This is a genomic window from Yoonia sp. SS1-5, from assembly GCF_038443705.2.
Classification (GTDB): Bacteria; Pseudomonadota; Alphaproteobacteria; order Rhodobacterales; family Rhodobacteraceae; genus Yoonia; species Yoonia rhodophyticola.
The window spans coordinates 1,763,171-1,788,974 of record NZ_CP151767.2 but is presented as its reverse complement, the minus strand read 5'-3'; the positions used below and the strand labels follow the sequence as shown (position 1 = coordinate 1,788,974).

Annotated in this window: 20 protein-coding genes; 9 read left to right on the top strand and 11 right to left on the bottom strand. The window is 60.0% G+C overall.

Annotated features, from left to right (window positions below; all coding sequences use genetic code 11):
* Window positions 1-14: 14 nt before the first annotated feature.
* The 11 genes from AABB31_RS10370 to AABB31_RS10320 form a co-directional block, all read right to left on the bottom strand.
* Entirely contained in the window at window positions 15-1,316 is a 1,302-nt protein-coding gene (locus AABB31_RS10370) for a hypothetical protein (protein WP_342078215.1), read from the bottom strand.
* Window positions 1,313-3,148, bottom strand: coding sequence for a S1C family serine protease (locus AABB31_RS10365; protein ID WP_373635720.1), 1,836 nt, complete (start codon window positions 3,146-3,148; stop codon window positions 1,313-1,315). The genes AABB31_RS10370 and AABB31_RS10365 overlap by 4 nt, the downstream gene beginning before the upstream one ends.
* Before the next feature lie 11 nt (window positions 3,149-3,159).
* Window positions 3,160-3,846 carry a hypothetical protein gene (locus tag AABB31_RS10360; RefSeq protein WP_342078218.1) on the bottom strand — a complete coding sequence of 229 codons (687 nt, stop codon included), beginning with the start codon at window positions 3,844-3,846 and terminating at the stop codon, window positions 3,160-3,162.
* Between the two features lie 215 nt (window positions 3,847-4,061).
* On the bottom strand, window positions 4,062-5,069 hold the full coding sequence (locus AABB31_RS10355) for a trypsin-like peptidase domain-containing protein (protein WP_373635719.1): 1,008 nt from the start codon (window positions 5,067-5,069) through the stop codon (window positions 4,062-4,064).
* 24 nt (window positions 5,070-5,093) lie between these two features.
* Complete coding sequence (locus AABB31_RS10350) at window positions 5,094-6,938, bottom strand: hypothetical protein (protein ID WP_373635718.1); 1,845 nt, start codon at window positions 6,936-6,938, stop codon at window positions 5,094-5,096.
* A gap of 2 nt (window positions 6,939-6,940) precedes the next feature.
* Window positions 6,941-8,197, bottom strand: coding sequence for an ATP-binding cassette domain-containing protein (locus AABB31_RS10345; RefSeq protein WP_373635717.1), 1,257 nt, complete (start codon window positions 8,195-8,197; stop codon window positions 6,941-6,943).
* The gene (locus tag AABB31_RS10340) at window positions 8,194-8,508 is read right to left on the bottom strand and encodes a hypothetical protein (protein ID WP_342078226.1); all 315 of its coding nucleotides are present in this window, start codon (window positions 8,506-8,508) and stop codon (window positions 8,194-8,196) included. Before AABB31_RS10340 ends, AABB31_RS10345 begins: the two co-directional genes overlap by 4 nt.
* Window positions 8,509-8,591: 83 nt before the next feature.
* Window positions 8,592-9,041: a hypothetical protein gene (locus AABB31_RS10335; RefSeq protein ID WP_342078227.1), complete on the bottom strand. Its 450-nt coding sequence runs from the start codon at window positions 9,039-9,041 to the stop codon at window positions 8,592-8,594.
* Entirely contained in the window at window positions 9,031-12,090 is a 3,060-nt protein-coding gene (locus tag AABB31_RS10330; protein ID WP_342078228.1) for a hypothetical protein, read from the bottom strand. Before AABB31_RS10330 ends, AABB31_RS10335 begins: the two co-directional genes overlap by 11 nt.
* A 113-nt stretch (window positions 12,091-12,203) precedes the next feature.
* Window positions 12,204-13,766, bottom strand: a complete 1,563-nt coding sequence (locus AABB31_RS10325) for a trimethylamine methyltransferase family protein (protein ID WP_342078229.1) — start codon at window positions 13,764-13,766, stop codon at window positions 12,204-12,206.
* Window positions 13,753-16,188 carry an FAD-dependent oxidoreductase gene (locus AABB31_RS10320; protein ID WP_342078230.1) on the bottom strand — a complete coding sequence of 812 codons (2,436 nt, stop codon included), beginning with the start codon at window positions 16,186-16,188 and terminating at the stop codon, window positions 13,753-13,755. The genes AABB31_RS10325 and AABB31_RS10320 overlap by 14 nt, the downstream gene beginning before the upstream one ends.
* 181 nt (window positions 16,189-16,369) lie before the next feature.
* Between AABB31_RS10320 and AABB31_RS10315 the strand changes: the two genes are divergently transcribed.
* From AABB31_RS10315 to ccoS, 9 genes are all read left to right on the top strand, one after another.
* Complete coding sequence (locus AABB31_RS10315) at window positions 16,370-17,887, top strand: trimethylamine methyltransferase family protein (RefSeq protein ID WP_373635716.1); 1,518 nt, start codon at window positions 16,370-16,372, stop codon at window positions 17,885-17,887.
* Window positions 17,888-18,023: 136 nt separating this feature from the next.
* Window positions 18,024-19,628 carry a cytochrome-c oxidase, cbb3-type subunit I gene (gene ccoN / locus AABB31_RS10310; protein ID WP_373635802.1) on the top strand — a complete coding sequence of 535 codons (1,605 nt, stop codon included), beginning with the start codon at window positions 18,024-18,026 and terminating at the stop codon, window positions 19,626-19,628.
* Between the two features lie 10 nt (window positions 19,629-19,638).
* Window positions 19,639-20,364 (top strand): cytochrome-c oxidase, cbb3-type subunit II, encoded by a 726-nt coding sequence (gene ccoO / locus AABB31_RS10305; protein ID WP_342078231.1) that lies wholly within the window; start codon window positions 19,639-19,641, stop codon window positions 20,362-20,364.
* Window positions 20,365-20,371: 7 nt separating this feature from the next.
* Window positions 20,372-20,611, top strand: a complete 240-nt coding sequence (locus AABB31_RS10300; RefSeq protein WP_342078232.1) for a cbb3-type cytochrome c oxidase subunit 3 — start codon at window positions 20,372-20,374, stop codon at window positions 20,609-20,611.
* The gene (ccoP, locus tag AABB31_RS10295; protein WP_342078233.1) at window positions 20,604-21,467 is read left to right on the top strand and encodes a cytochrome-c oxidase, cbb3-type subunit III; all 864 of its coding nucleotides are present in this window, start codon (window positions 20,604-20,606) and stop codon (window positions 21,465-21,467) included. The genes AABB31_RS10300 and ccoP overlap by 8 nt, the downstream gene beginning before the upstream one ends.
* Before the next feature lie 144 nt (window positions 21,468-21,611).
* Window positions 21,612-23,021, top strand: a complete 1,410-nt coding sequence (ccoG, locus tag AABB31_RS10290; RefSeq protein WP_342078234.1) for a cytochrome c oxidase accessory protein CcoG — start codon at window positions 21,612-21,614, stop codon at window positions 23,019-23,021.
* Window positions 23,018-23,470, top strand: a complete 453-nt coding sequence (locus tag AABB31_RS10285) for a FixH family protein (RefSeq protein WP_342078235.1) — start codon at window positions 23,018-23,020, stop codon at window positions 23,468-23,470. The genes ccoG and AABB31_RS10285 overlap by 4 nt, the downstream gene beginning before the upstream one ends.
* The gene (locus AABB31_RS10280) at window positions 23,467-25,584 is read left to right on the top strand and encodes a heavy metal translocating P-type ATPase (RefSeq protein ID WP_373635715.1); all 2,118 of its coding nucleotides are present in this window, start codon (window positions 23,467-23,469) and stop codon (window positions 25,582-25,584) included. Before AABB31_RS10285 ends, AABB31_RS10280 begins: the two co-directional genes overlap by 4 nt.
* On the top strand, window positions 25,581-25,718 hold the full coding sequence (gene ccoS, locus AABB31_RS10275) for a cbb3-type cytochrome oxidase assembly protein CcoS (protein ID WP_342078237.1): 138 nt from the start codon (window positions 25,581-25,583) through the stop codon (window positions 25,716-25,718). The genes AABB31_RS10280 and ccoS overlap by 4 nt, the downstream gene beginning before the upstream one ends.
* The last annotated feature ends 86 nt before the right edge of the window (window positions 25,719-25,804 follow it).

Sequence of the window (25,804 nt, the reverse complement as noted above, 5' to 3'; positions counted from 1 at the left end):
CGTGTCAGCGTTCCTCATTCAGTATAGACATAGTCTTGGGTCCAGGTGGTGCGCGACTGGCTTACGCTGCCCCGGAACACTTCCTGTCTGTCGCCAAAGGCAATTCTGACCGTAAAGTCATGCGTCCCCCCAAAGCTAGTGGCATTGTAGAAGACGACCTTGATCTTATAGGTTCCACCGGCCGGGTCGACGAAATAGATATGTTCCACCGGATCATCCGACCGGACGCCACGGGCGTTCATATCAACATCCAGTGTACCGCCACAGGCCGAACTTCTGCCGTAATAGATTGTCTCGCCCGAAGGACAGGTGACATGCAGATCAAGATCCGCCTGCGAATCCCAGACCAACGCGAAATCCAGATCGCCCGAACTGGCGTCTTCGCGCTCAAGACGTTCGTCGATTTCGTCCTGCGGTTCTTCGGGTGGTGTCGGTTCCGGTTCGGGTTCTGGCGGAAGCGGCGCGCAGGCGTTCTGGACGTTCTGCAACTCGCGCTCCAGCAGGGCGACGCGGTTTTCAAGCACCGCCCGATCCCGGCTAAGCGTGCCTAACGTGTCCGCATCGCGGATTTCGGCAACCGTGCTTTCGGCAGGGCAGAAATTGCCGCCGAACAAGGCGACCCCGCACGCAGGCAGCAAGAGCCACAGCACGGCGCCCGTCAAGAGCGCCAGCAGCAGGGATAAAAGTCCGCCAATCCAGTAGCGTTGCCTGCGATCATCGACGGCAACCGGCACGGGCTGCACAACCGGGGTGACGGTTTCGGCCACGGGTGGCGCTGGTGCGGGCGAGGGCGGCGGCGCGACGGGCCTGCGCCGGGGCGTCCAGGCCACAAGGCCCGCCGAATTTGTGGCGGCGGTGCTTTCCGCGACGCTGGCCCAATCGACCAGGACAGGCTGCAGGTCCCGGGTGCCGTCTTCGGTTGTGCCAGCGATGACAAAGACGCTTTTGGGTCCGGGGATTTTCACCGCATTGTCCAACGCCTCGGCCAGTCGTTGGGTGGCTGCGTCTTTCGATGCGCGCATCTCGGCCGCCAGACCGCGGATGTCATCCATCAGTGTGGACAGCTTGTCCTCAACCAGCTGCTGGTCCGCATCCGGCAGATCGGACAGGGCCATGGTTTCGCCCGGCAAGCTGGAATACCAATCGGTAAGCTCGCCATTATCCGATGCGACAGGTTCGGCAAAAAGATTGACATGCGCATCCGACAGGGACCGGCCAATCGTGGCCGAGATCATCTCGTAAGATCGTTGGCCCGCTGATCCCAGAACCAGCAGGCCATCCGTTCCCGTAATGGCGATCCTGCGCGGTGTCGTCATTCGCTGGTGTCCTCGGGGGCGGGTGCTGCCTCGGCCTCGGGTGCGGGCGTGGGGGCCTGCGGCGGTGTGATATTTGGTGCGCAGCCGCTATCGGCAATCGTGACCTCGCCCCCCTGACCCGCGCCGAGAAAACGCAGCAGCGATGGCATCGACTGGGCAATATTGAGGTTGCGGAAGGCCTGTTCGGACACAAATGTGTTCATTCCGATCACGCGGCCGCACATATCAACCAGTGGGCCACCGGAATTGCCCTTGGAAATAGAGGCCGAATGCACCAGCACGCTGACATTTGTGGCGATCTGCTGCTGGGTGTTCACGATCCCATTGGTGATGACCAGATCAGGGGCAACCGTACTGCGGCCTTCCATCAGGTCCTGAAAACGGACATCGCTGCCAACAATATCAAAGGGGAAACCAGCGGCGATGGCGGCTTGTCCCTTGACCTCCTGCTCGGGTGCGAGCAGATCGAAATAGGGCGCGTTTGCCCCTTCAATCTCTAACAGCGCGAAATCCCCGCCAGTCTGCTCGAACGGGCCATCATGCCGAATGATCCGGGCGGGTGTCGGCACCCCAAGCGCCTCGTTCATGACCAGAACCTCGCCGCTGACGATGGCGCTTTCAATCACGTGGTGGTTGGTAAAGACGATGTTCGGTGCCACAAAAAACCCCGTGCCGAACCCGGTACCATCCGCGGCAGAGGCAATGACCAGGACGGTTTTCTGTTCGATGATATCAACAATACCGGTGACCTGGTCTTCGGTTTCGCCTTCGCCGGTGCGGTTCTGGGGCACCTGAACCCGTTCGGGGTTGGGGGGGACCAATGCCTCGGGCGGACTATCCTGCAGGCGGGCATCATCGGTGGATGGGTCGGCAGAGGGCGGCAGCAATCCTTCCGGTGTGCGCCCGCTGGGCAGGATGAAATCACCTTCCGGCGTGCAGATCCCGTTTTCCAGCCCATCTTCGAGCATCGCGATCCGTTCTTCCAACCCGCGGTTGATATCGCGCAGGGCTTCCTCGGACCCATCCCGCATTTCAAGCGCCACGGCTGATGGTTCCGGCGGAAACAGGCGGGTGCCGGGCAGCAGCAGCCAGATCAAGACCAAAAGCATCAGAACACAAAGTGCTGCGAGTGGCCAGAAAACGGCCAGTACGCTTGGCCTGTTGCCGCCATCGCCATTTTCAGGGTCAGGGTCAGGGACGGGGACGGCGCCCAGGGGGTCCTGGGCTGTATCGGACGTATCTGCAGGGGCCGCATTTGCGGCAGCCCCGGTTGCGGCGGCCCCGGCGACGACAGCCGCGGCCGGGGCGGCTTTGGTGAATGGCACGGCAGCTTCGGATGTTCGGGGCAGCAATTCGCCAAATGTCGCGTCAAAATGGGCAGCCTGGGTCATTTGCCCGGCGACAACGGCGCGCGGAACAGCCCCCCAGTTGATCAGCACAGGCTGCCCGCCCACCACCAGCACATCGGATCTGGCAATAATCGACAGGGCCGCATCAATCTTGGCGGAAAGATCGGGGTTGGCGGCGGATACGGCGCGCACTGCGGCGACCCGCTCGGCCAGCCGGTCAGCCACGTCTTCGCGCATCGCACCGCTGAGGCCTTCCATCGGTCGGGGTGTGCCTTCGGTGTCGCAATACCATGACACGGCCACCTGACCTTGCGCATCCGGGCGCGACAACAGCGGTTCGGCCAGAAAGCTTGCAAGACCCGGATCGCCCGACTGGCGCAGGGCATCGAGAATTTCACTACTCGCGGCCAGGACCGGATTGTCATCCACCAGCAAAAGGCTGGATTGCTCCAATGAGGTCTTGGTGATGAAATATTCCGCCATGAGCTTTCTTCCTATTCAGGCCGCATCCGAAACGGATCGTTTTGGCGGTTGATCTCTGGCTGCCGGGCGGTGCAGGACAGGTAGCCATCCGCGCCGATCCCGCAGCTGATATCGCGCCGATAAATAAAGCTGCCGTCCGAGCATTGCAGATTGCCGGGCTCTGCAATCAAAAGCTGGCCGCCATCGTCAAATTGGCCGGGCACACCACCCTCGCAAATGATCCCGTTATTTGACCGCATGATCTGCTGGCCCTGACCATTTGCATCAAAGCACATTTGCCAATCATCAAAGATGGTCAGCGCGCCGGTCTGGATATCCTCAACGGTCAGCGTCTGTTCCAGCTGCCAGCAGCCTTCCAGCAGGGTCACATCACGTTCGGCAAACCGTTCTTCGTCAATTTGTTCCGGCTCGTCAGGGTCGAGCACCGCCTCGTCCTGTGGGACGGGAACCGGACAATGCTGTGCCGCGATCCGGCCTTCCAGGTCTGCGATACGCGCCAGCAGGTCGGCCCGCCGCTGATCAAGATCATCAATGGTTTCGGCGCGGGTAACGTCTTGTTCCGGGCAATAGCTGGCCGTTGCATTGAACCATTGCGCGATTACACCGCAAGCCGGCAACACACTGCGCGACAACGCAAATACAAGCACAGCCGCCGTGATCGTTCCAAAAATGGCCAATAAGGAAAAAAACCGAAACATAAAAAATAAAAACCCCTGACGTCGAGGAAAGCAGATCACCAATTATGGGTCAATGGGACTTTGGGGTTTATTGGGGCGGGTGGTCGAATTGCTGGTGTCTCGCTGGATATTTCAGCTTGCCACTGCCGCCTACGGCGCCCATCAGCCGCTTGCTTTGAATGCCACCTGTCACGGATGTCTCGAATCAACCCACGCGCGATTTTTCCGGCGACCGCTCACGACAGGCCAAGGGCGTCACGCAGGCCGTCATCCTGCAGCAGGCGGCTGAACATGACGCCCTCATTTGCGCGCATATGCCGCCCATCCGGCCCGTCGACCAAGGCACCGCCTGCCCGGTGCAGGGCGACGACCCGCCAGCGTTCGTTGAAAACCGGTGCGCCGCTGGATCCGCCCAGCGTGTCGGTCAGATAGGCCAACCTGCCATCCTGCACGGCCACGACCTCGTTCGCGGTGACGGCCACCTGCTTTTCCCCGCCATTGGGATGCTGGATGATTGCCACCGGATCGCCGATGGCGGGCGCGCTTTGCGGATCAATTGACAAATGGCCCCATTGGGCCAAATCGTCGGCCGGTGCGTCAATTTGCATCACCGTACAATCCAGCGAACCCGGAAGTGTGTAAAAGCCATCTGCCCTGATCTTGTAGATGACCGATTGCTTGAGTTGGCCGGCCTCGTCACGTTCGTAGTTGAATTCGACGGTTGCCTGCGCGGCCATCATCGCGTCGGGGACCACATGATTGTTGGTCACAACCAGCCCACCCGCCACAAGAAAGCCGGTGCCGATGGCCGTTGGCGTCATGACCCGGCAGACAGGCGCGCCCGCCTTTGCACCTTGCAACAGCCAGGCCAGCCCTTGCAGATTTCCGCGCCCGATGACCTTTTCAGGGACCGCACTGGCAAGATCATCCGCCATGGGGGGCGGGGCTGCAGGAACGGCGGCCTTTGCGCTGCGCAACGCGTCGTCGATATCGCTGATCAGTTCGGTCACCGCCCCGGTCAAGCGCATTTCCTCGCGGTCCAGCCTGTCAGGATCATCAATGCCCTTGCGCCGCCGCGCGGGCAGGCGGGCCAGCCCAGATGCGTGCAACAATGCCTCGTCACGGAAGGCCTTGAACCGGCGCAGGGTGCGCGGTTCAGCCGCTGGCCCCATCTGACTGGCCAGAAAGGGCAGCAAGGCATCAATCGCATCCTGGCTTGCGCCATCTGCGATCAAATCGCGCATTTCTTCCAAAGCCTGGTGCATCTGTCAGCTATCCTGTGGTTCGATCCAGCGCCGCTGCATCTGGTTCAACGTGGGTAACAGCAGCAGGATCAGCGGGGCAAATCCCAGAACCGATATTGCGAAAAACAGATCGTCATTGACGGTCCCCTCAAGGTAGACCGCTGCGGTTGCGGCGGTGATAAAAGGGACAAAACCGGCCATCAGCGTCACAAATATCACCACAACTGTCGACGATAACAGCCTGCCCAGCCAGCGGGGCCAGCGAATGACAAGCAGGATCATGACGATCACAAAGGCATGAAACACGCCCTTCAACAGCGCGTCTGACGGGTTCAGAATGATCAAGATCGCAGCGAAGAGATTGCTGACGATAAGCGCTGCACCAAACCCTTTCAACGTGTCCCACATGCCGGCAAAGCACAGGCCCCATGTCAGTGCGGCCGCCACAAAGGCCAGAATAATCCCTGACAGGGTGACGATCAGCAGACCGTCGTCATCGCGCAGGGCCCCGATGGCAAACAGTATTGATACCGCAACAAATGGTGGCCCAAAAAGTGCCGTGAACGCACGCGCCGCCGCCCCGGGCGATGTTCGGTCGATTGCCATGAAACGCGATTGCGAGCGCAGCAGAATGAGGCCGATAACAACCAGCGATACGCAAAATACGGTTGCATAGGCGATCCCGAAAACATCCGTGCTCAGCCAGTGGCCAAAGTTCTGGTCGGCGTATTGATAGGCAATTTCAGACAACTCAAAGGCAAAAAAACCAAAGCACAGCACCAGTGCCGAAAGCGGGATAGCCACGTGGTAGCGGGCCAGCCAAAGGCGCGGGGCATTCGCCAGAAGCACCCTGTCGATGGCCCGAAACGGCCCCCCCAACCAAGATAACCAGCGCAGGCGCAGAAAGCTGATGGCCCGGCTCCAGAACCTGCGAAATGTCCCGGTAGAATTTTCGGTGGAAAACAGGATCAAGGCCATGATGAATGAGACAAGCAATGCAGTCGGCTGTAGAAGCCCGTGCAGGATCCGAAGTGACCCTTGCTGTGATGATATCGCTGTTGCCGCTGCGGCCGCATCAAGACGGCCCTGCATATTCATATGGAAACTGATACTGTCAAATCGTGTCAGGGCGGCGCTGCCCGCTGGGCCAAAAAGCTCTTGGACCCAATAGCCCCCCCAATCCGGATTGGCCAACGCGTCGACGAACCCATCGACATCGCTGACTTCATAGTAGCGCAAATCGAAGCTCAGCGAACGATCCCCGCCGCAATATGGGGGTGCGTTGGATTTCAGCGTCTCAATGATCCAGCGCATGTCGTCCAGATGTGGATCGCCCACATAGAGCCGGTTTACCGTTGCGATAAGCCCGTATTGCTTTGGATTGATCTCGCCACAGATCTCGGCCAGGCCCTGGTTCAGCGCGCGCTGGTCGCTGGCCAGATTGTCCCCGTCGTAAAGTTTGGTGATCGCGCCTGAAACGGGCATGAAATACGCGTTTGTCAGCGTTGTCAGCCCGTAGAAAAAGGCGGTGTAAATCGCAACCGTGATCAGTTTCTTGCGCGGACGCTGGTCGATTAGGGGGGTGGTCCAGATCGTGCTCATCCAGCCGATGGCGACCAAGGCGGCAATGGGCCAGACCCATGCCCGAAACACCATAAGTTCGGTGTGGATCGGAATTGTCGTAATGTTTCGTGCGACGATCATCCCAAACAGCGTCAAACCCACATGCGCCAGCAGCAGATACCAGACCATCTTCAGAACCGATGCCCGCCAGAATGTGGGCGCATTGCGCAGCATCCATTGCGACCCGGCCGCCAGCGGATTGAGCCGGTCCAGAAGCCATAGCGGCGCCCGGATGATCTGGCCCATTTTCACGGGGCAATCACCGTCTGGTCAAACAGTTGCTTGACCGATTTCGACAGGTCGCGGAAATAGCTGAGGGCGACACCAGCGTCGGTCAGGTGGCTGAGCAGACCCGTTGCATCAAGCGCCAGACCGCTTTCGATCACAATCGACAGGCCGTTGAAATACACCCGCTGAACGGGTTGGTCGGCAAGAATGGCCTTGATTTGGGCGACGCTTGCATCGCAGTTGATTTCGAACGTGTTGGATGTGCGGTTGTCCCCGATAAGCGACAGCCGCCCGTTATAGACAACGTCGCCCCGACGCAGGAACAGGATATCGTCGGCAACGGCCTCGACCTCGTGCAGGTGCTGCGAGCTGATGACAACCGCGATGGGCGAGGTGTAGGACCGGGCAAGGGCCTGAATGTCGCGCAGCAGCGTCAGCTGGGCCTTGAAGTCGAGATTTGCCAGCGGTTCGTCCAGCGCCAGCAGCTTGGGATGCCAGATTAACGCGCGCGCCAACTCGAACCGCAGCTGATAGCCCCCCGAAATCTCGGACCAATCACGGCCCAGATATTCAGTCAGTCCAAGCCGCTCGGTGATATAGCGGAACTCATTGTCGTTTTCCGCACCCAGAATCCCATGCGACGCGGCGGCAAAGCGCAGGTTTTCTTCCAGCGATCCGTGCCATGGGGTCAGGGTCTGGGGGACATAGGCGATATTGTTGCGCACCTCGGCCCATTTGACCTTGTCCGGATCGGGAGAGCCGAATTCCGGATAAGCCAGGGTGCCTTCGTCATGTTTCAGCTGGCCCACCAAAAGGCGAAACAGCGTGGTCTTCCCGTTTGCGTTCTCGCCCACCACGCCGGTGATCCGCCCCAGACGCAATGACAGGTCGACATTGTCGAGGTGGAATTCCTTGAAGCGTTTGCCAAGGCCCTTTGCCTCGACCACCAGACGGTCATCAATCTGCCGCCCTGCAAGCGATTTGCGGGCCTCTTGCCGCCGGGCAAGGCGGGATGCCAGCCTGTCGGGCTCAACCTCTTGCAGTTCTGCGGCGGCTTCCTGGGCCAGTTCCAGCACTTCGCTTTGAAAGGATTGATCGCTGCCGATCCGCCGGGCCTTTTCGATGTCGGCGGCCAGCATGATGGTGCGGGCCTTCAGTTGGCTGCTGCTGGTATAGTCGCGCACCAGTTCCTGCAATTCGGGCAGCCCGGCCTGTGTGTCATCATCGAGCCGTTCCATCAGGTCGGCCATCCGGGCGTGAACGGTTTGGTCGTTCATTGCGGCGCCTTGGAATGATAGGCCGCGACAACTTCTTCCTTAAGTTCCAGCCCCTGGAACAGAATGCGCCGGGTCTGCATGCCGAAATCATCTTCCGAGATCATCCGGGTCCTGCTTTTGGTCTTGAGCTGGGTAAATTCACCGTGCAGCACAAGCGCTTCGAACTTGAATTGCTTCTGTTTCAGCTCTTCTGACGCGTCTTTGCACAAGTCCAGAAGTTCCGTGTGAAACCCCGCATAGTCGCCCAGCTTGACACACTCGTCCAATGCGTCCGCACGCGCAATAATATCACCGGGACAGATTGTGGTCATCGCCAAATGGTCAACAGTTTGTTTTCAATAGAACTATACTGCCCCAAAAAAGATGGGCTTGGCAAAAAAAATCGCATCAATGTTCAACCATCAAGTGCAATTGCCTCTTCCCATGCATCACAGACAACGCCGCCAGCTGGTACAAGGAAATGCTTGACGATGATTGCAGCTGCCGCCGCCGCGATGGCAGGTGAGGTCAAAGTCAGCAAAACAGACGCCACGGCCCCGATCAACGCGGTCTCACCGATGCCCGCAGCCTCGATCAGTTTCTGGCGGTTCTTGTCGTCCTTTTGCTTGCAAATCAGTTCAAACAGGGATTGGTTCCAGCGGCGCATGATCTTCTTGCCGATGGCACGCAGGGCTTCGGCTGGCATCCCCGCACTTTCATAACTGGGGTCAAGTGTGGGGTCCTCGGCCTTTGCCGGGTCGGACTTGATGACAACCTCCTGCCGGGCCAGCAGCATCAGCAGGTCTTCCTCGCTGCGATCAGCGTAGTTTTGGGCCGTCTCGACGGTCTTTTCTTCAATGCTCATGCATGTCTCCTTGGAAAATATCGGGTGGGGGTGACTTGGGTGGGCCGACGCGTGTCTCGGCCTGGCCATAAAGGCTGTAGGCAAGCCCAAGCGGGTTGCCGGATTTCTGGAAATATCGGCGGGCGGATAGCATGGCGCTGCCCAGATCCTCGCCGCCCAGAATAGCGTCGAGGACGTGTTCGCCAAAGGCGCTGGCAAATGTGGCTGTCATCTCGCATTCGGTGCCGATCACCGCGGCGGCCCCCCGGTCAAGAAGGCGCAGCAACAGACCGTCGCTGCGCCCCGGTGCGGCCTCGGCGGATTGGCACATATTCAGAAAGAAGACAGGGCGCGGCACGTCAAAGGCGTGCAATGCCGCCAGTTCATGTTCGGTGATGCGCCCGCCCCCGAACGAGATCGCCGCCATATCGGGCCGTTCGCCCAGGCCCAGAAAGGCATAGTCATCGGACGCCTTGAACGCCTTTTCCACGTCGCGGGGCAGATGCGCAGGCGACGGCGTGTAGCCGTGGCAGAAGAAGTAGAAAAGATGCGCAGGCGTGGCGGCGTTCAGTGCCTCTTTCAGCGCATCGACACTGTCGAAAGGTGCGTTCAGCGCAACGCCGTGTTGCTGTGCGATCTTTGCAAGCGTGTCGAAATGCGGGCCTGTCTGCGCAAAATTGGGGTCTTGCGCGGTTGCAACACTGACAGGGCTGGTTGCCAGGCCGTCGGGCTGTTTGACACCCATGATCTGTTCAACCCGATGCTTGAGGCCCCAAAGTGCAGACCAATCAGCGGCCTCGCCCCTTTTGCGGGGCGGGCGCAGCAGTGCCCATGGAAATACAAATCCCTGCGCGCCGGATTTATAGGTGATCTGGATCAGCTGATCCGGGCTATCAACCGCATCTGCCAGCATTCCGCCCAAGGCGGCGGCCGTGTCCCCGTGGTCTGGCGATTGGGTGCCAAACAGCACCCGCCACGCCCGTTCGCCGTAAATCGTGACCTGATCCAGCATCCGTTGAAGGGTCTGTTCGGTGGCGCTTTCCCTGTTTTCCAGAACGCCCAGCGCCGCCTTGGCCCAGTAGGCCCGGATATCGGCGTTCAGGGATTGCAGTTCTTCCATCAGCACAGTGCGTCCCAGCGGAACACCTTCCAGCGTCTTGCCGTCCCGGCGCCAGATCGCATCCATGGTATAGCCATTGGCATCGGGGCGGAAATGCAGGTTCAGCGTACGCGGTTGTCCGATCAGGGCCGGGTCAAGCCGGGTTGGGGCGCCGAGGGGTGTTTGCAGTTCCAGCGTGCTGGGTTCGCGGATTTTGATCCCGCGCAATTCAACCAGCGCCAGCAGTTCCAGACTATCCGATAACAGGCGCACTTCCAGCTTGCCTTCGCGACCCATGCTTGCCTCGCGTGTGCTCAGGTGGATCAGGGCGCTGTCGCTATCTGCGTTGGCAAGCCAGGTGATCCGGCGCAACTGGCTGGAAAAGTCGAACAGGTCGGGCGTGGAGGTTTCGACCCGCACCCAAACCGTCAGGGGTTCGACATCCTGGCGGGGGTTGAGAACGGCGGCCATTGGCATCGCGGCGCTGATGCCGGTACGTCTGGCACGGATCGCAACCTCAAGCGTATAGGGCGAATGCGGATCAAGAACCGCATCCTGCGCTACCTGATGGGCGGGGCTGGTTGCCGCAACCAGATGATCGGGAAATAGGGTAACATCAAGAAACCGGTCGGTTTCTGCCGCATCGGGTGGGCGATCACGCGCAATAAAGCGGTCGTCCTGCGGGGCTGCCGGGGGCGCGGACGGACTTGGCGGAAGAAAATCCCTGGCAGGGCTCGCCACGGGTTCGGGCTCAAAATATGGCATGGCCTCGGGTTCGCCGATGCCAAAATCGTCGGGAATGTCGGATGGGGCGAAAAAATCCGCAGGGCCTGCATCCTCTTGCCCGGCGTCACCGCGTGCCAGCGCAGTCGTTTTCTCGCGCAGTCCTTCATAGGCAGAGGCGCCATCGCGTTCATACTGAAACGTCTCTTCGGGATTGCGCAGCGCAAATCGAAGCAGAACACGCAGACCACCAATGCTACGCGGGGGCGTTGCGCCGGGCAGATGTTCGAAAATGCCGGCGGGGACGTCGCCCAGTGGCATATCGGTGGGGAGTTTTTCAAGATCATCAAGAAGGTCGCGGAATCGCGCGCTGATGCGCCCGTTTTCGTTTTGTCGGGCAAAGCCGGATTCCGGAACCAGCAGAACAAGGGGCAGCCACAGGCCAGCCTGCCGCAGTTGGCGATGCGCGAAGGTCAGCGCCAGATCCGGGGCCAGATCGTGGCACAGCTCGCGCGTCAGGTTGTCCGCGAGGGTCGGAATTTCGGGCAGGTCGCTATGCCAAATGGCGACGGCGCAACCGGTATTGGCGACCATGCGTGCCGCGCCGTCCAGCGTGCTGCGGCGAAATCCTGCGTCACCCGTTGCCCAGATCTTGAGATTGCCATTGCGTAGCATCGGCCATCCATCCGTATGGATGGCGATATCTGCCGCATCGTCCATGCTGACCGCTTTTGCCAGCCCCCGCGCAAACATCCCGTAACTGCCACTCTGGGCGTCCAACACGGCGTTGTCGGGCATGGCAATGCGGGGCGGCCATTGCCAGGCGACAGATTTGGCGCTGCCCGGCACCGCGATATGTATCGCCCCGATACCAAAGGGCTGGAACGGGTCAATATCGGCAAATAGATCCAGAACGTCGCGCATGTCATGCATGCGCGAAACCGCTTCGATATCGGACAGGTCGATCAGCAGCCGGTAGCGGCCTGACATATCCGATTGGACAAAGTGATCCTGCCACAAATTGGCGAGGTCATTGGGAAACACACAGTCAAACGCAGAAAAGTCGGTGTCGAATGGCGGTGCCCAACGCAGGTAGCCGCGGTCGACCTCTTGGGAAAGCCATTCCAGATCGGCGCGTGAAAAATCAGGATACTGCCGTATTGCTGCGGTCAGCACCCCTGCCATTGCGATGCCTGCAACGCGTGAAAAACTGCCGGCATCGGCACTTTGAAATTCGCTCAGCTTCACCGTAATTGGCCCCTCTGCATGCGCGTATTTCGCGGAATGAGGCAATATCCCACCCGCTGGATGGCAGCATTGCGCAAGTTGAGGCTCAAATCAATTTTTATCCTGACCTAGGGTCAATCCAAAGGGGGCGCACCACCTGCAGCGGTCGCTTTTGCGACATAGGGTTGCAGCCGCGCCGCCGCCTCTGCGCAGCCAGCCGGTTGGGTATATGTGGCAAGCTTTTCTTTCCAGACAGCCGTTGCGCGCTGGGCAGAGCTTTGCGCGCCGGCGTCGCGCCAGCTTCCGAAATTGCGCAGATCGGCGACGATGGGATCATAAAACGCGGTCGCATAGCGGTCCATCGTATGCTGGGTCGCAAAGAAATGACCGCCCGGTTGCACATCCTTGAGCGCATCAAAGCCGATCTCGGCGGCGTCTGCCCGCGGCCGTGTGCAGAGTTCCGCGAAGATCTGCAGGCCTTCGATGTCATTGATGAATTTCTCATAGCCAAAGGTCAGCCCCCCTTCGAGCCAGCCTGCCGTGTGGACCAGCAGGGTGCCATGGGCCAGCGACCCGCCCCACAGCCCCATCACCGTCTCAAGCCCCGCTTGCATGTCAGCCGTGTTCGAGGCTGCCCCTGACGCCGTGCGCCATGGTAACTTGATCAACCTGGCCAATTGCCCCCCGCCCAACTGCATCTTGAGGTGATCAGGCGTCCCAAAGGCGGGCGCCCCGGATTTCATATGCACGTTCGAGCTGAACCCCCCATAGCTGACCGGCGCGCCCGCGCGGGCCAGTTGGGTCAGGGTGATGCCCATCAAGGCTTCGGCATGTTGCAGGGTCAGCGCGCCTGCCGGGGTGATCGGGGCCATCGCCCCCGCCAGACAGAAGGGGGTGACAATGCTCATCTGCTTGGCGCGGGCAAAGTCGATCAGCCCTTGTGCCATCGGTTTGTCCAGCATTCGGGGCGAATTGGTGTTGATCACCGTTGTCAGCCAGACACCATCCGCGAAATCATCAGATGACAGGTTCAGGGCCTCCTGCACCATGTCAAACCCCTGCTGCACCTGCTTGCGCCCGCGGGCATAGGCAAACATCGGTTTGTCGCCATATTCCAATTGAATGCGCATGGTTTCGTAGTGGCGCAAGTGGATCGGGCTGTCCTGTGGTTCGGTCAGTGGCCCGAATGTGTGCATGACATCATAGCTTTGGCATAGTTTGATGGCTTCGGTGAAGCTGTTGCAATCCCCTGCCCGGCGGCCCCGTTCTGCATCATTCACGTTCGGGCAACCAACGCCGGGCATGAAGATCATTGACCCAAGCCGGTAATCCTGTTCGCGCAACGGGTTTGGCGCCCTGAGCCTGAATTCTTTGGGTGCGCTGTCCAACGCCGCCTGCACGATGTCCCGGCCGATAAAGACCATGTCCTCGTGGTCCACGCGCGCGCCCGCCTGCGCAAAGATATCACGCGCCTCGGGCAGAAGGATTTTGATCCCCAAATCTTCCAACACACGCAAGGCTGTGTTGTGGATCGACATGATCTCGTCCTCCGAAAACATGGTTTGCTGCGGGAAAGGGTGGCGCAACTGGCGATAGTCTGGCTGCCGGGCCGTGGGGGCTGCGGCATGCGCCTTGCGCCCGCGGCGACGTTTGGGCCGCGGTGTGGCAGCGGATGGCGGTTTGTCAGTGTCGGACATTGCGCATGTCCGGATCATATTGGCAGATATCGCAGATCTGCGCCTGCACACGCTGCCCAAGCAGATCAATGTCAACCTGCGTTCCGGTCTGCGCGTACCGGGTTTGCACGAACCCCAACGCCAGGTTCTTATTGATCCTGTGACCCCACGCGCCAGAGGTGACCGTCCCGATAACGGTATCGCCAGCCATCATTGATGCCCCTGCGGGCACGGCAGCCGCGTCGCTATCGACAATCATGCACACCAGATGCGGGGTCTCTTGATCCGTTTGCCGTGCGGCCAGCGCGGATTTGCCGATGAAATCCTCTTTTGTCATGTCGACGAAACGGGCAAGCCCGGTCTGAAACGGATCGAATTCTGTCAAAATATCAGCTTTCCAATGCAGATACCCTTTTTCCAGACGCATCGACTCGACCGCAAGTGCGCCGAACAGGGTCAGGCCATGCGCGTCCCCTGCAGCCCGCAATGCGGTGTAGGCCGCATAAAGCGACGCATTGGGCACATGGATTTCATAGGCCAGTTCACCTGAATAGCTGACCGACATGACCGTGGCCGGGGCGATGCCGATAAAGCATTCGCGCAGGCTGAGCCATGGAAAGGCTGCCGCCGACCAATCGGCGCGGCTGACCGCCTGCATCACGGCCCGGGCATTTGGCCCGGCCAGGACCAGGGTTGTCATATCGTTGGTCAGCGAACGGATCTGCACGTCTTCGCCAGCGCGGATATGCTGTGTCAGCCAGTCCATGTCATAAAACTCTGCCGCAGCGGCCGAGCCATACCAGATCCGTGCAGGCCCCCTGTCCGAGGCCGGGATATTGGCGATTGTGGCCTCGGCTTTAAGCATGCCGTGGTCGTTTAGCAAATAGGCAAGTCCGACGCGTCCCGGTTTGCGGGGCAGCCGCCCGCAAATCATCCGGTCAAGAAATGCCGGGGCGTCCGCGCCCGTCAGTTCGAACCGGTTGAAGCCGCTGACCTCGCACAGGCCAACGGCATTCTGCACAGCGGCGACTTCGGCGGCGACCACGTCAAAGCTTTCGTCGAACCGGAAACCATGTGTGACGTCGAAATCGGGGTCCGGTTTGAAAAACTCGGCCCGTTCCCATCCATTGACGGTGGTGAACGCGGCGCCTTCTGCGGCAAGGACAGGGGTCAGCGGGGTTGTCTTGGCCATGCGTCCGGCTGGCCGATGCTCATTCGGGAAATGGAAACGAAACTCATTTTGATAGTCTTCGATGGCCTTCAGCGCCGTCAATTCGACATTGGCATGGCCGGTAAAACGGCGGGGATCGAGACACCAGGTATCATAACACGCCTCGCCATGCACAATCTGCTGGGCCAAAAGCCAGCCATGGCCGCCGCCTTCGCCCAGGCCCGCGCGCAGACCGATAATGCAAAACGCATTCCGCTTGCCCGGGATCGGCCCGACAAGTGGCGCGCCATCAATCGTGTAGGTGATCGGGCCGTTGACGATTGTATGAATGCCGACCTCTGTCAGGGCAGGCATGCGGGCAAAGGCACCTTCCAGCACATCCGTGACACGGTCCAGATCATCGGGGCAAAGTGCATTGGTAAAGTGCGGGTCGATGCCATCCATGCCCCAGGTCTTGCAATCCTGTTCATAGAAACCAACCAGCAGCCCGTTCTTTTCCTGCCGGCAGTAGTAGTCGCTGATCGGACACCGCAGCAGAGGCATCCGGTGGCCCGCATCCCGGATCGCGGGAATATCCTCGGTGACGAAATACTGGTGCTCCATCGACATGACCGGATGGTGAACACCCATCATCGCGCCTACCTCGTTCACCCGGTAGCCGCAGGCGTTGACCACAATCTCGCAGGTGATATCGCCTTTGGCTGTATGCACAGTCCAGCTATGATCCTTGTGCTGGGTCAGGCCGGTCACGGCAGTGTGCCGATAAACCTCGGCGCCCGCCTTGCGTGCCCGGCGTGCCAGCGCCTGACAAAGCTGGGCAGGGTCGATATCGCCGTCATTGCCGTCCCACAGCCCCCCAACCAGATTGTCGGTTGCAATCAGTGGGTGCCGGTTTGCGCATTCAGCAGCATCTATGACCTCGAACGTGACCCCCATGCCGCGCGCCATTGATGCAAAATGCCGGTAACCATCCATTTGCGCGGCTGTGTTCGCCAGCCGAATGCCCCCATCCCCGTGATGGTAGTTGATCGGGTAGTCGGGATCAGCGGCGAGTTCCTTATACAGGTTGATCGAATGGGTCTTCAGCCCGACCATCGTCTGGTTCATCCCGAAATTCGTGACCTGGGCTGCCGAATGCCATGTCGTCCCCGAGGTCAGTTCATCGCGCTCGACCAGCACCACATCGGTCCAGCCTTCCTGCGTGAGATGATAAAGAGTTGAGCAGCCCGCAATGCCACCACCAATCACAACAACCCGTGTCTGGGACTTCATATCGGCACCTACCTTGTTTTCAGGAGAAGTCAGAACGCTCTGCCCCATCGGGTCAATCAAAATATTCGCCTTTCCGATTTTCCGGACCGCCCCTTTTGAAAACCGGAAATAAGGGGAAAGTGATTGCGTGATCGGGTTGCGCCGTGCCCAGTATTGAAAACCAGCCTGACGAGGGATGCCAATGGCCAACTTGCCAAAACGATCCGGACGCAACGCCCGCCTTGCCAAACGCGCGGCCCCGCCTGCGGTCAACCCGGCACCACCCGGTCAGGTGGGCGGGCAATATCGCCCCCTGGCCGAAGGCGACATTACAAAAATCTACGCAACAGCGCTGCGCCTCCTGGCCGAGTTGGGGATGGGCGAGGTGCCACCGCGCCTGTGCTGTGACCTGCTGGGCGCAGGGGCGGCACTTTTGCCCGACGGCCGTATCAGCCTGCCGCGCGCGATGGTCGAGGATTGCATCGCCAAAGCCGCCAAGCAGTTTGTGTTGCATGGGCGGGATCCGTCCCGCTCTATCGAGGTGGGCGGGGACAAGGTGTTCTTTGGCACTGGCGGGGCGGCGGTGAATACGCTTGACCTTGATAGCGGCAGCTACCGGCCAGCGACCCTTGCAGATCTGCACGATTTCACCCGGTTGCAGGATACGCTGGACAATGTGGCCTGGTTCACCCGGTGCTGTATTGCGACCGATATACCCGACAATTTCGACCTTGATGTGAACACGGCTTACGCGCTGCTGCGGCACACGACCAAACCGGTGGCAACAGCGTTCACGCTGGCCCAACATGTGGCGCCCATCGTGGCGATGTTCGACATGGCCGGTGGCGGGGAAGGGACGTTCGCCAAGCGGCCATTCGTCAAGGCACATATCAGCCCTGTCATCTCGCCGATGCGGTTCGGGGCGGATGCGGTGGATGTTGTCTATGAATGTATCGCGCATAATATACCGATGTCCTGCATTACGGCCGCACAGGCCGGGGCCACGGCCCCCGCAACCATGGCGGGGCTGCTGGCGCAATCATTGGCCGAAACCCTTGCCAGTCTGGTGATGGTCAACGCCATCGCACCGGGGTTCCCGATGGTGTTCTCGAACTGGCCCTTTGTGATTGACCTGCGCAGCGGGGCGTTCGCGGGCGGCGGGGGTGAGACCACATTGGTCAATGCGGCCTCGGCCCAGATATCAAACTGGCTGGGCCTGCCATCGGGGGTCGCAAGCTCGATGACCGATGCAAAGGCGATTGACGCCCAATATGGGGTGGAAAAAGGCATGACGAGCCTTGCGGCTGCCTTGGCCGGGGGGAACCTGATCTATGAAAGCTCGGGCATGACAGCGGCCCTACTGGGTGCCAGCTTTGAGGCGTTTATTCTGGATGATGAAATGCATGCGATGAGCTATCGCGCCCTGCGCGGGGTTGAGGTGTCTGACGACAATCTGGGCTTTGCGGCTATTTGTGCAGCCGTGCGTGGGGATGGTCATTTTCTGGGTGCGGACCATACCTATCAGGCGATGGAGCGGGATTATCATTATCCCAAGCTGGCGGATCGCGCGCAGCCCCAAACCTGGGCTGAGGCGGGCGGTGCAGACGCATGGCAGCGGGCCAATGCAAAGGCGCGGGCGATCCTGAAAACCCACCGGCCAGACTATCTGAGCCCTGATCAGGATCGCCAGATCAGGGAGCAATTCAACATTTTGGGCTAGCGCAGGCGCCCGGGCATTCATCTGCAAAAAACGGCGGAGTTGATTCAGATCAAGGAAGACCCCCGCCCGAGCCCCTAATCAGACAATGCGAACAGGAGTGTCCATGGCGATGCTCTTTGAAGATGAGGGCATTGTTATGGATTACATCAAACTCCTCCTGCTGGGGCTGGTCACGCTTGTTGCCGCGATTGCGGTCAACTGGGCGCATGATCTGGCCTATCAGGTCCACGCATTTCTGATCATGGTGATCGCTTTTGGGATGATGATCCGGGTGCTGCGTCAGACGGATGAACCCAAGATGGCCGTGGCCGAGGATGGCACTTATTTTGACGGGGTCATCCGCGCAGGCGTGATCGCGACGGCGTTCTGGGGGATTGCCGGATTTCTGGTGGGGACGTTCATTGCCTTTCAACTGGCATTCCCGGCGCTGAATTTTGACTGGGGGCAGCCTTTCACGAATTTTGGCCGTTTGCGTCCGCTGCACACAAGTGCGGTAATTTTTGCGTTTGGAGGAAACGCGTTGATTGCCACGTCATTCTACGTGGTGCAGCGGACCAGCGCGGTGCGGCTTTGGGGCGGAAATCTGGGCTGGTTTGTCTTTTGGGGCTACCAGCTGTTCATTGTTCTTGCGGCCACAGGCTATCTGCTGGGCGCAACCCAATCCAAGGAATATGCCGAACCCGAATGGTACGTGGATATCTGGCTGACCATTGTCTGGCTCGCCTATCTGGCGGTGTTCATGGGAACAATCATCCAGCGCCGGGAACGGCATATCTACGTCGCCAACTGGTTCTTTCTAAGCTTTATCATCACCGTTGCGATGCTGCATGTGGTCAACAACCTGTCGATCCCGGTCAGCTTCTGGGGCAGCAAATCGGTGCAGGTGTTTGCAGGCGTGCAGGATGCCATGACCCAATGGTGGTATGGGCACAATGCGGTCGGCTTCTTTCTGACAGCCGGTTTTCTGGGGATGATGTACTACTTTGTGCCCAAACAGGCAGAACGACCTGTCTACAGCTACAAGCTGTCCATCATCCATTTCTGGGCGCTGATCTTTCTGTATATCTGGGCCGGTCCACACCATCTGCACTATACCGCGTTGCCTGACTGGGCGTCGACGCTGGGCATGGTGTTCAGCATCATTTTGTGGATGCCCAGCTGGGGCGGGATGATCAACGGCCTGATGACCCTGCAAGGGGCCTGGGACAAGCTGCGCACCGATCCGATCCTGCGGATGTTCGTGCTGTCGCTGGGCTTTTACGGCATGTCCACATTCGAAGGGCCGATGATGTCGATCCGGGCGGTCAACTCCCTGTCGCACTACACCGACTGGACGATCGGGCATGTGCATTCGGGCGCGCTTGGCTGGAATGGGATGATCACCTTTGCCTGCATCTATTTCCTGACGCCCAAGCTGTGGGGGCGCAAAGAGATGCACTCCATGGCCGCGATCAACTGGCACTTCTGGTTGGCGACCCTGGGCATCGTTCTTTACGCGGCTTCCATGTGGGTCACCGGCATCATGGAAGGGCTGATGTGGCGCGAGGTTGATGATCAGGGTTTCCTTGTGAACTCTTTCGCCGACACAGTCAGTGCCAAATTCCCGATGTATGTGGTCCGTGGTCTGGGCGGGGTCCTGTTTTTGTCAGGCGCGCTGATCATGTGCTGGAACATGTGGATGACCATTCGCGGCGCAAAGCCCGCCACGGTCGCCACCCCCTACGCAACACCGGCAGAGTAAGGAGCACATCATGGCCTTTCTTGATAAACACGCCATTCTGGAACGCAGCCCCACACTGCTTTTGACCGCCTCCCTGCTGGTTGTGACGGTTGGCGGGATTGTGGAAATTGCCCCGCTTTTCTGGCTGGAAAACACCATCGAAGAGGTCGAGGGCGTGCGGCCTTACGCTCCGCTCGAACTGGCCGGGCGCGACATCTATATCCGCGAGGGGTGCTATGTTTGCCATAGTCAGATGATCCGGCCCATGCGCGATGAGGTCGAACGCTACGGCCATTACAGCCTTGCCGCCGAAAGCATGTATGACCACCCGTTCCAATGGGGATCAAAGCGGACCGGACCGGATCTGGCCCGTGTGGGCGGCCGGTATTCTGACGCGTGGCATGTGGACCACCTGATGGACCCCCAATCCGTTGTGCCTGAAAGCATCATGCCGAAATATGCGTTCCTGGCCGATGTCACGCTGGATGGCGCGCATATTGCCGATTTGCTGGCAACCCACCGGTTTGTCGGGGTCCCCTATACGGATGCGCAGATCGCATCCGCACAGGCGGATTTCCGGGTGCAGGCCGATCCTGACGGTGACTGGGATGGCTTGCTTGAACGATATCCGGGGGCGGTTGTGTCGAACTTTGATGACCAGGCTGCGCTGACGGAAATGGATGCGTTGATCGCCTATCTGCAGGTGATGGGCACCATGGTCGATTTCTCAACATTCACCCCGGATGCAAGCCGGTAAGGAGGGCATGATGGACACCTATTCATTCTTGCGGCAACTGGCCGACAGCTGGGGTTTGCTGGCCATGTTTCTGTTCTTTTGTGGCGTGGCGATCTGGGCCTTTCTGCCCAGCCAAAGCAAATCGCGCGAAGATGCGCGGATGATCCCGTTTCGAAACGACAGCCCAAAGACGTCCTGCGCCGGCACATGTGAAACCTGCGCCTGCAATGCGCTTGCGGGCAAATTGAAGGGCCAGTTTGATGTCTGACAAAAAGATTGATGAAACAACCGGCATCGAAACCACGGGTCACAGCTGGGACGGCATTCAGGAACTGAACAACCCCTTGCCGCGCTGGTGGCTCTGGACCCTTTACGCCACGATTTTCTGGGGCATTGCCTACACGATAGCCTATCCTGCCTGGCCGCTGATCTCGGGGGCGACGTCGGGTGTGCTTGGCTATGCGACCCGGGCCGAAGTGGCCGAACAGATCACCGCACACCAGGCGCAGAACGCCGAATTGGCATCTGCGCTGGTCGCGGCAGAGCTGACCGAATTGGCGCCGGGTGATGATCTGCACCGCTACGCAACTGCCCGTGGCGGGGCGGTCTTTCGCGCCCAATGCAGCCAGTGCCATGGGTCCGGGGCCGCGGGGGCCACTGGCTATCCCAACCTGCTGGACAACGACTGGCTATGGGGCGGGGATATCGACAATATCGTCTGGACAATTGCCCATGGCGTCCGCAACGAGACTGATCCCGACGCGCGCTATTCCGAGATGCCCGCATTTGCGGACATCCTGGAAGCGGATGAGATTGACGCCGTCGTCGAATATGTCCTGAGCCTGTCAAAACCGGATCGCGACCCGGTTCTTGCTGAGGCCGGAAATACGGTTTTTCTGGATAATTGCGCATCCTGTCATGGCGACATGGCCGAGGGGAACAGGGATCTGGGCGCCCCCAACCTTGCGGATGCGATATGGCTTTATGGTGATAGCCCCGAGGCGGTCGCATATACGGTGCGTAATGCCCGCTACGGTGTCATGCCCGCATGGGGCCAGCGGCTGAGTGATGCCGATATCCGTGCAGTTTCTGTCTATGTTCACAGCCTGGGTGGTGGTGAATAAAGGCAGGCAAGGCCGTCCCCTACGGCGGTCTGTCCCCGAAGCGGCCCTGTTCGCAAAACGCTGCCGCTTCGGGGGTTCTTGACACAGATCAAGGTGTGACCAGTCGGCCCGCGCTAGACCGGCTTTGCGAACAGGATTGAACCAATGGATACACCCAGCCTTTATGCGGCCCGCGAGCCGATTTTCCCGCGTCGGGTTTCCGGAAAGTTCCGGCAACTCAAATGGTGGATCATGGCCATCACGCTGGGGATTTACTACCTCACGCCCTGGATCCGTTGGGATCGCGGCCCGAACCTGCCGGATCAGGCTGTTCTGGTCGATCTTGCCAGCCGCCGGTTCTATTTTTTCTGGATCGAGATCTGGCCGCATGAATTCTATTTTGTGGCCGGTTTGCTGATCATGGCGGGGCTTGGCCTGTTCCTGTTCACCTCGGCGCTTGGCCGGGTCTGGTGCGGATATACCTGCCCGCAGACCGTCTGGACGGATCTGTTCATTCTTGTCGAACGCTGGATCGAGGGGGACCGCAATGCACGATTGCGCCTGCATCGCGCGGGGTGGGATGTCCGCAAGTGGCGGTTGCGGATCACAAAATGGGTTGTCTGGCTGCTGATCGGGCTGGCGACCGGCGGGGCCTGGGTGTTTTATTTTACCGACGCGCCTACATTGCTTGGCGATCTGCTAAGCTTTTCGGCACATCCGGTCGCCTATGCAACCATCGCCGTTCTGACCGCCACAACCTTTGTCTTTGGCGGCTTCATGCGCGAGCAGGTCTGCATCTACATGTGCCCCTGGCCGCGCATTCAGGCCGCGATGATGGATAGCGATACGATCACCGTGGCTTACCGGGAATGGCGGGGCGAGCCGCGTGGCAAAAAAGGGACCGATGGGGCAGGGGATTGCATTGATTGCATGGCATGCGTGAATGTCTGCCCCGTCGGTATCGACATTCGCGATGGCCAGCAGATGGAATGCATCACCTGTGCCCTGTGTATCGACGCCTGCGACGACATCATGGCCAAGATCGGCAAGCCGCGCGGTCTGGTGGATTATCTTGCCCTGTCCGACGAACCTGCCGAACGGGCCGGGCAAGCCCCCAAACCCGTCTGGCGGCATATCCTGCGACCGCGCACAATTCTGTACACCGCCATGTGGTCCCTTATCGGGCTTGGACTGGTTTATGCACTGTTCATCCGCTCTGATATTGAATTGACGGTCAGTCCGGTCCGCAACCCGACCTATGTCGTCCAATCAGACGGGGCGATCCGCAACATCTATGACGTGCGCCTGCGCAACAAACTGGGCGAGGACCGAGCGTTCCGGCTAAGCCTGACAAGCGATGAGGTTCTGCGCATTGATCTGGATGATCGCGCGCGCAATCTGACCCTGACAGTGCCAGCCGATAGCACGGTATTACAACGTGTCTACGTCACCGCCCGCCCGCAAGACCCCGCCGCTGGCATTGACCGGACGGATCTGCGGCTCTGGGTCGAGGATCTGGGCAGCGGCGACCGCGCAAGCCGCGCCACCACATTCAGCGGAAAGGTTACCCCATGACAGAGATCAAAGGATGGCATGTATTCACCGGCTTTTCCCTCGCCTTCGGGCTGATCATCGCGGTGAACCTGACGCTTGCCTTCAACGCCGTTCGGACGTTTCCGGGGCTGGAGGTCCAGAATTCATATGTGGCCAGTCAGGCATTTGATGCGGACAGACAGGCGCAACTGGCGCTGGACTGGACGGTCGCGGCCACGCTGGAAGGTGACATGCTGGTTCTGCGCATTATTCAGGACGGCAAGCCAATCGCCCCGCAGATCGACGCGGCCGTGTTTGGGCGGGCCACGAATGTGGCACAGGACCAGATACCGGTTTTTACGTTTGACGGGACCGCCATGACTGCGCCCGTGGTGGCAGGCGAGGGGAACTGGAACCTGCGCATCAAGGCCCGGGCCGCGGATGGCACATTGTTCCAGCAACGCATCATTGTACGAAAGCGCACGTCATGACCACCGCTTGTCCCGCCTGCGCGACCGCGCCGCTTGCGCAGGAAATTGCGTATGGCCCTGCCCTGCAATTCTCGGTGCCGAGCATTCATTGCGCGGCCTGCATCGGCAAGATCGAACGCGCCATGATGGGCGTGCGGGGCTTGCAGACGGCCAGGGTCAATCTCTCGCTCAAACGTCTGTCGGTGACCGGTCCGGTCGATCCGGATCATATTGCCGAATTGCTGACCGATCTGGGTTTTGAAGCCTATCCGCTGGATCAGGCCGCCCTTGGCAAGGCCCGTGACGAGGCGGGCCGTATCCTTCTGACCCGCATGGCTGTCGCCGGTTTTGCGATGATGAATGTCATGCTGTTATCGGTTGCCGTCTGGTCGGGTGCGGCGGATGCGACGCGCGATCTGTTTCATCTGATCTCGGCGTGCATCACATTGCCGGTGATTGCCTATTCCGGTCAGCCGTTCTTTCAGAATGCGTGGTCGGCGCTACGGGTGCGGCGCCTGAACATGGATGTTCCGATTTCGCTGGCCATCATACTGGCCGCAGGCATGTCGCTGTTCGAGGCTTTGAACGGCGGCGCGCATGCCTATTTCGATGCGGCCCTTTCGCTGACCTTCTTTTTGTTGATCGGCCGCTATCTTGACCATCAGACCCGCAGCACCGCCCGGTCCGCAGCCAAGGAACTGACAGCGCTAGAGGTCCACACGGCCGAACGCCTGCAAAACGGCAAGGCCGTGACGGTACCTGTTGCGGATATTGCCCCAGGTGATCGGCTTTTGGTCCCCACAGGGGCGCGCATCCCTGTAGATGGTCGGCTGTTGTCGCATGCCGCCCTGCTGGACCGGGCTTTCCTGACTGGCGAGAGTGCGGCCGTATCTGCAAAGGCCGGCGAACATCTGCAGGCGGGCGAGATCAATCTTGCAGCCCCGATCACCCTGCAGGCCTTGGCCGTGGGCGAGGATACGACCCTGCGCCGCATGGCCAAACTGGTCGAGACGGCGGAAAACGGGCGCAACAGCTATACGGCATTGGCAGACCGAGCGGCGCAGATTTATGCCCCTGCCGTGCATCTTTTGGCCCTGTTTGCATTTCTGGGCTGGGTCCTTGGGACCGGCGATATCCGTCAGGCACTGAATGTGGCGATTGCCGTGTTGATTATCACCTGCCCATGCGCGCTTGGCCTTGCGGTTCCGTCTGTGACCACTGCTGCGGTCAGCCGGTTGTTCGGGGCCGGGTTTCTGGTGAAACACGCCACGGCGCTGGAACGTCTGGCCGAGATTGATCACGTCGTGTTTGACAAGACAGGCACGCTGACCAAACCGGGGGTTGCCGAGCTGTCGGGCCTGACTGACGCTGAAAAGGCAGTTGGTCTGGCACTGGCGCAGGCGTCGCATCACCCGCTGGCCCGGGCCTTTGCGCAATCGCTGGCGGATATCTGCCCTGCGGCCGTGTCTGATATTGCGGAAATCCCGGGGCAGGGGGTGTCCGGCAAATGGCGCGGCCAGAAGGTGATGCTGGGGCGTGGTCCATGGCTGGGTGCGGGGTTTGACAGGTTGGGCCTCAGGATCGGGGAGGGCGCGGCAGTGCCGCTTGCAGCACCTGAGGCGCTTCGCCCCGGGGTGCAGGCGGCATTGGCGGGGCTGCAACTGCCTGGAGAGATTGTGACGGGTGATGCGGCAGGTCCCGCGCATCGGATTGCCACGGCGGTGGGGCTGCCGGTGATCCATGGCGCCCGGCCTCACGACAAGTTGGCCCATCTCAAGGCGCTGGCCAAGGCGGGCCACCATGTTCTGATGGTCGGGGACGGTCTGAATGACACAGCCGCATTGGCCGCAGCACATGCATCCATCGCACCGGCAACCGCGCTGGATGCATCGCGCAGCGCGTCCGATGTTGTCGCGCTGAAAGATGATTTCGCAGCCTTGCCCATGGTGCTGCGCATCGCACGGGCCACGCAACGATTGTCCAAGCAGAATTTCGCGATTGCGGCAATCTACAACCTGATCGCGGTGCCGATTGCGCTTGCCGGTCTGGCAACACCGCTCGCCGCGGCCCTTGCGATGTCGGCATCATCGCTGACAGTGCTTGCAAATTCCCAACGGATGAGGTGGGTGAAATGAATGTCCTTGTTGTGTTGATCCCGGTATCCCTGATCCTTGGGGGCCTGGGGCTTGCCGCCTTTTTGTGGACGGTCCGGTCTGATCAATATGACGATGAGAAAGGAAATGCCGCCCGGATCCTGCTGGACGATTGACCGCAGGGCAACGGACAATCCGCCCGTTCACATCGGCAACGCAAACGGTTAACAAGCGCCAAGAACTGCGCGCGCGGTCAGCACGC

Excerpts from the sequence above, each read along its gene's own strand:
- AABB31_RS10370 (WP_342078215.1), bottom strand. The coding sequence starts at position 1,316 with ATGACGACACCGCGCAGGATCGCCATTACGGGAACGGATGGCCTGCTG.
- AABB31_RS10365 (WP_373635720.1), bottom strand. The coding sequence starts at position 3,148 with ATGGCGGAATATTTCATCACCAAGACCTCATTGGAGCAATCCAGCCTT.
- AABB31_RS10360 (WP_342078218.1), bottom strand. The coding sequence starts at position 3,846 with ATGTTTCGGTTTTTTTCCTTATTGGCCATTTTTGGAACGATCACGGCG.
- AABB31_RS10355 (WP_373635719.1), bottom strand. The coding sequence starts at position 5,069 with ATGCGCGATTTGATCGCAGATGGCGCAAGCCAGGATGCGATTGATGCC.
- AABB31_RS10350 (WP_373635718.1), bottom strand. The coding sequence starts at position 6,938 with ATGGGCCAGATCATCCGGGCGCCGCTATGGCTTCTGGACCGGCTCAAT.
- AABB31_RS10345 (WP_373635717.1), bottom strand. The coding sequence starts at position 8,197 with ATGAACGACCAAACCGTTCACGCCCGGATGGCCGACCTGATGGAACGG.
- AABB31_RS10340 (WP_342078226.1), bottom strand. The coding sequence starts at position 8,508 with ATGACCACAATCTGTCCCGGTGATATTATTGCGCGTGCGGACGCATTG.
- AABB31_RS10335 (WP_342078227.1), bottom strand. The coding sequence starts at position 9,041 with ATGAGCATTGAAGAAAAGACCGTCGAGACGGCCCAAAACTACGCTGAT.
- AABB31_RS10325 (WP_342078229.1), bottom strand. The coding sequence starts at position 13,766 with ATGTCCGACACTGACAAACCGCCATCCGCTGCCACACCGCGGCCCAAA.
- AABB31_RS10320 (WP_342078230.1), bottom strand. The coding sequence starts at position 16,188 with ATGAAGTCCCAGACACGGGTTGTTGTGATTGGTGGTGGCATTGCGGGC.
- AABB31_RS10315 (WP_373635716.1), top strand. The coding sequence starts at position 16,370 with ATGGCCAACTTGCCAAAACGATCCGGACGCAACGCCCGCCTTGCCAAA.
- ccoN (WP_373635802.1), top strand. The coding sequence starts at position 18,024 with ATGGATTACATCAAACTCCTCCTGCTGGGGCTGGTCACGCTTGTTGCC.
- ccoO (WP_342078231.1), top strand. The coding sequence starts at position 19,639 with ATGGCCTTTCTTGATAAACACGCCATTCTGGAACGCAGCCCCACACTG.
- AABB31_RS10300 (WP_342078232.1), top strand. The coding sequence starts at position 20,372 with ATGATGGACACCTATTCATTCTTGCGGCAACTGGCCGACAGCTGGGGT.
- ccoP (WP_342078233.1), top strand. The coding sequence starts at position 20,604 with ATGTCTGACAAAAAGATTGATGAAACAACCGGCATCGAAACCACGGGT.
- ccoG (WP_342078234.1), top strand. The coding sequence starts at position 21,612 with ATGGATACACCCAGCCTTTATGCGGCCCGCGAGCCGATTTTCCCGCGT.
- AABB31_RS10285 (WP_342078235.1), top strand. The coding sequence starts at position 23,018 with ATGACAGAGATCAAAGGATGGCATGTATTCACCGGCTTTTCCCTCGCC.
- AABB31_RS10280 (WP_373635715.1), top strand. The coding sequence starts at position 23,467 with ATGACCACCGCTTGTCCCGCCTGCGCGACCGCGCCGCTTGCGCAGGAA.
- ccoS (WP_342078237.1), top strand. The coding sequence starts at position 25,581 with ATGAATGTCCTTGTTGTGTTGATCCCGGTATCCCTGATCCTTGGGGGC.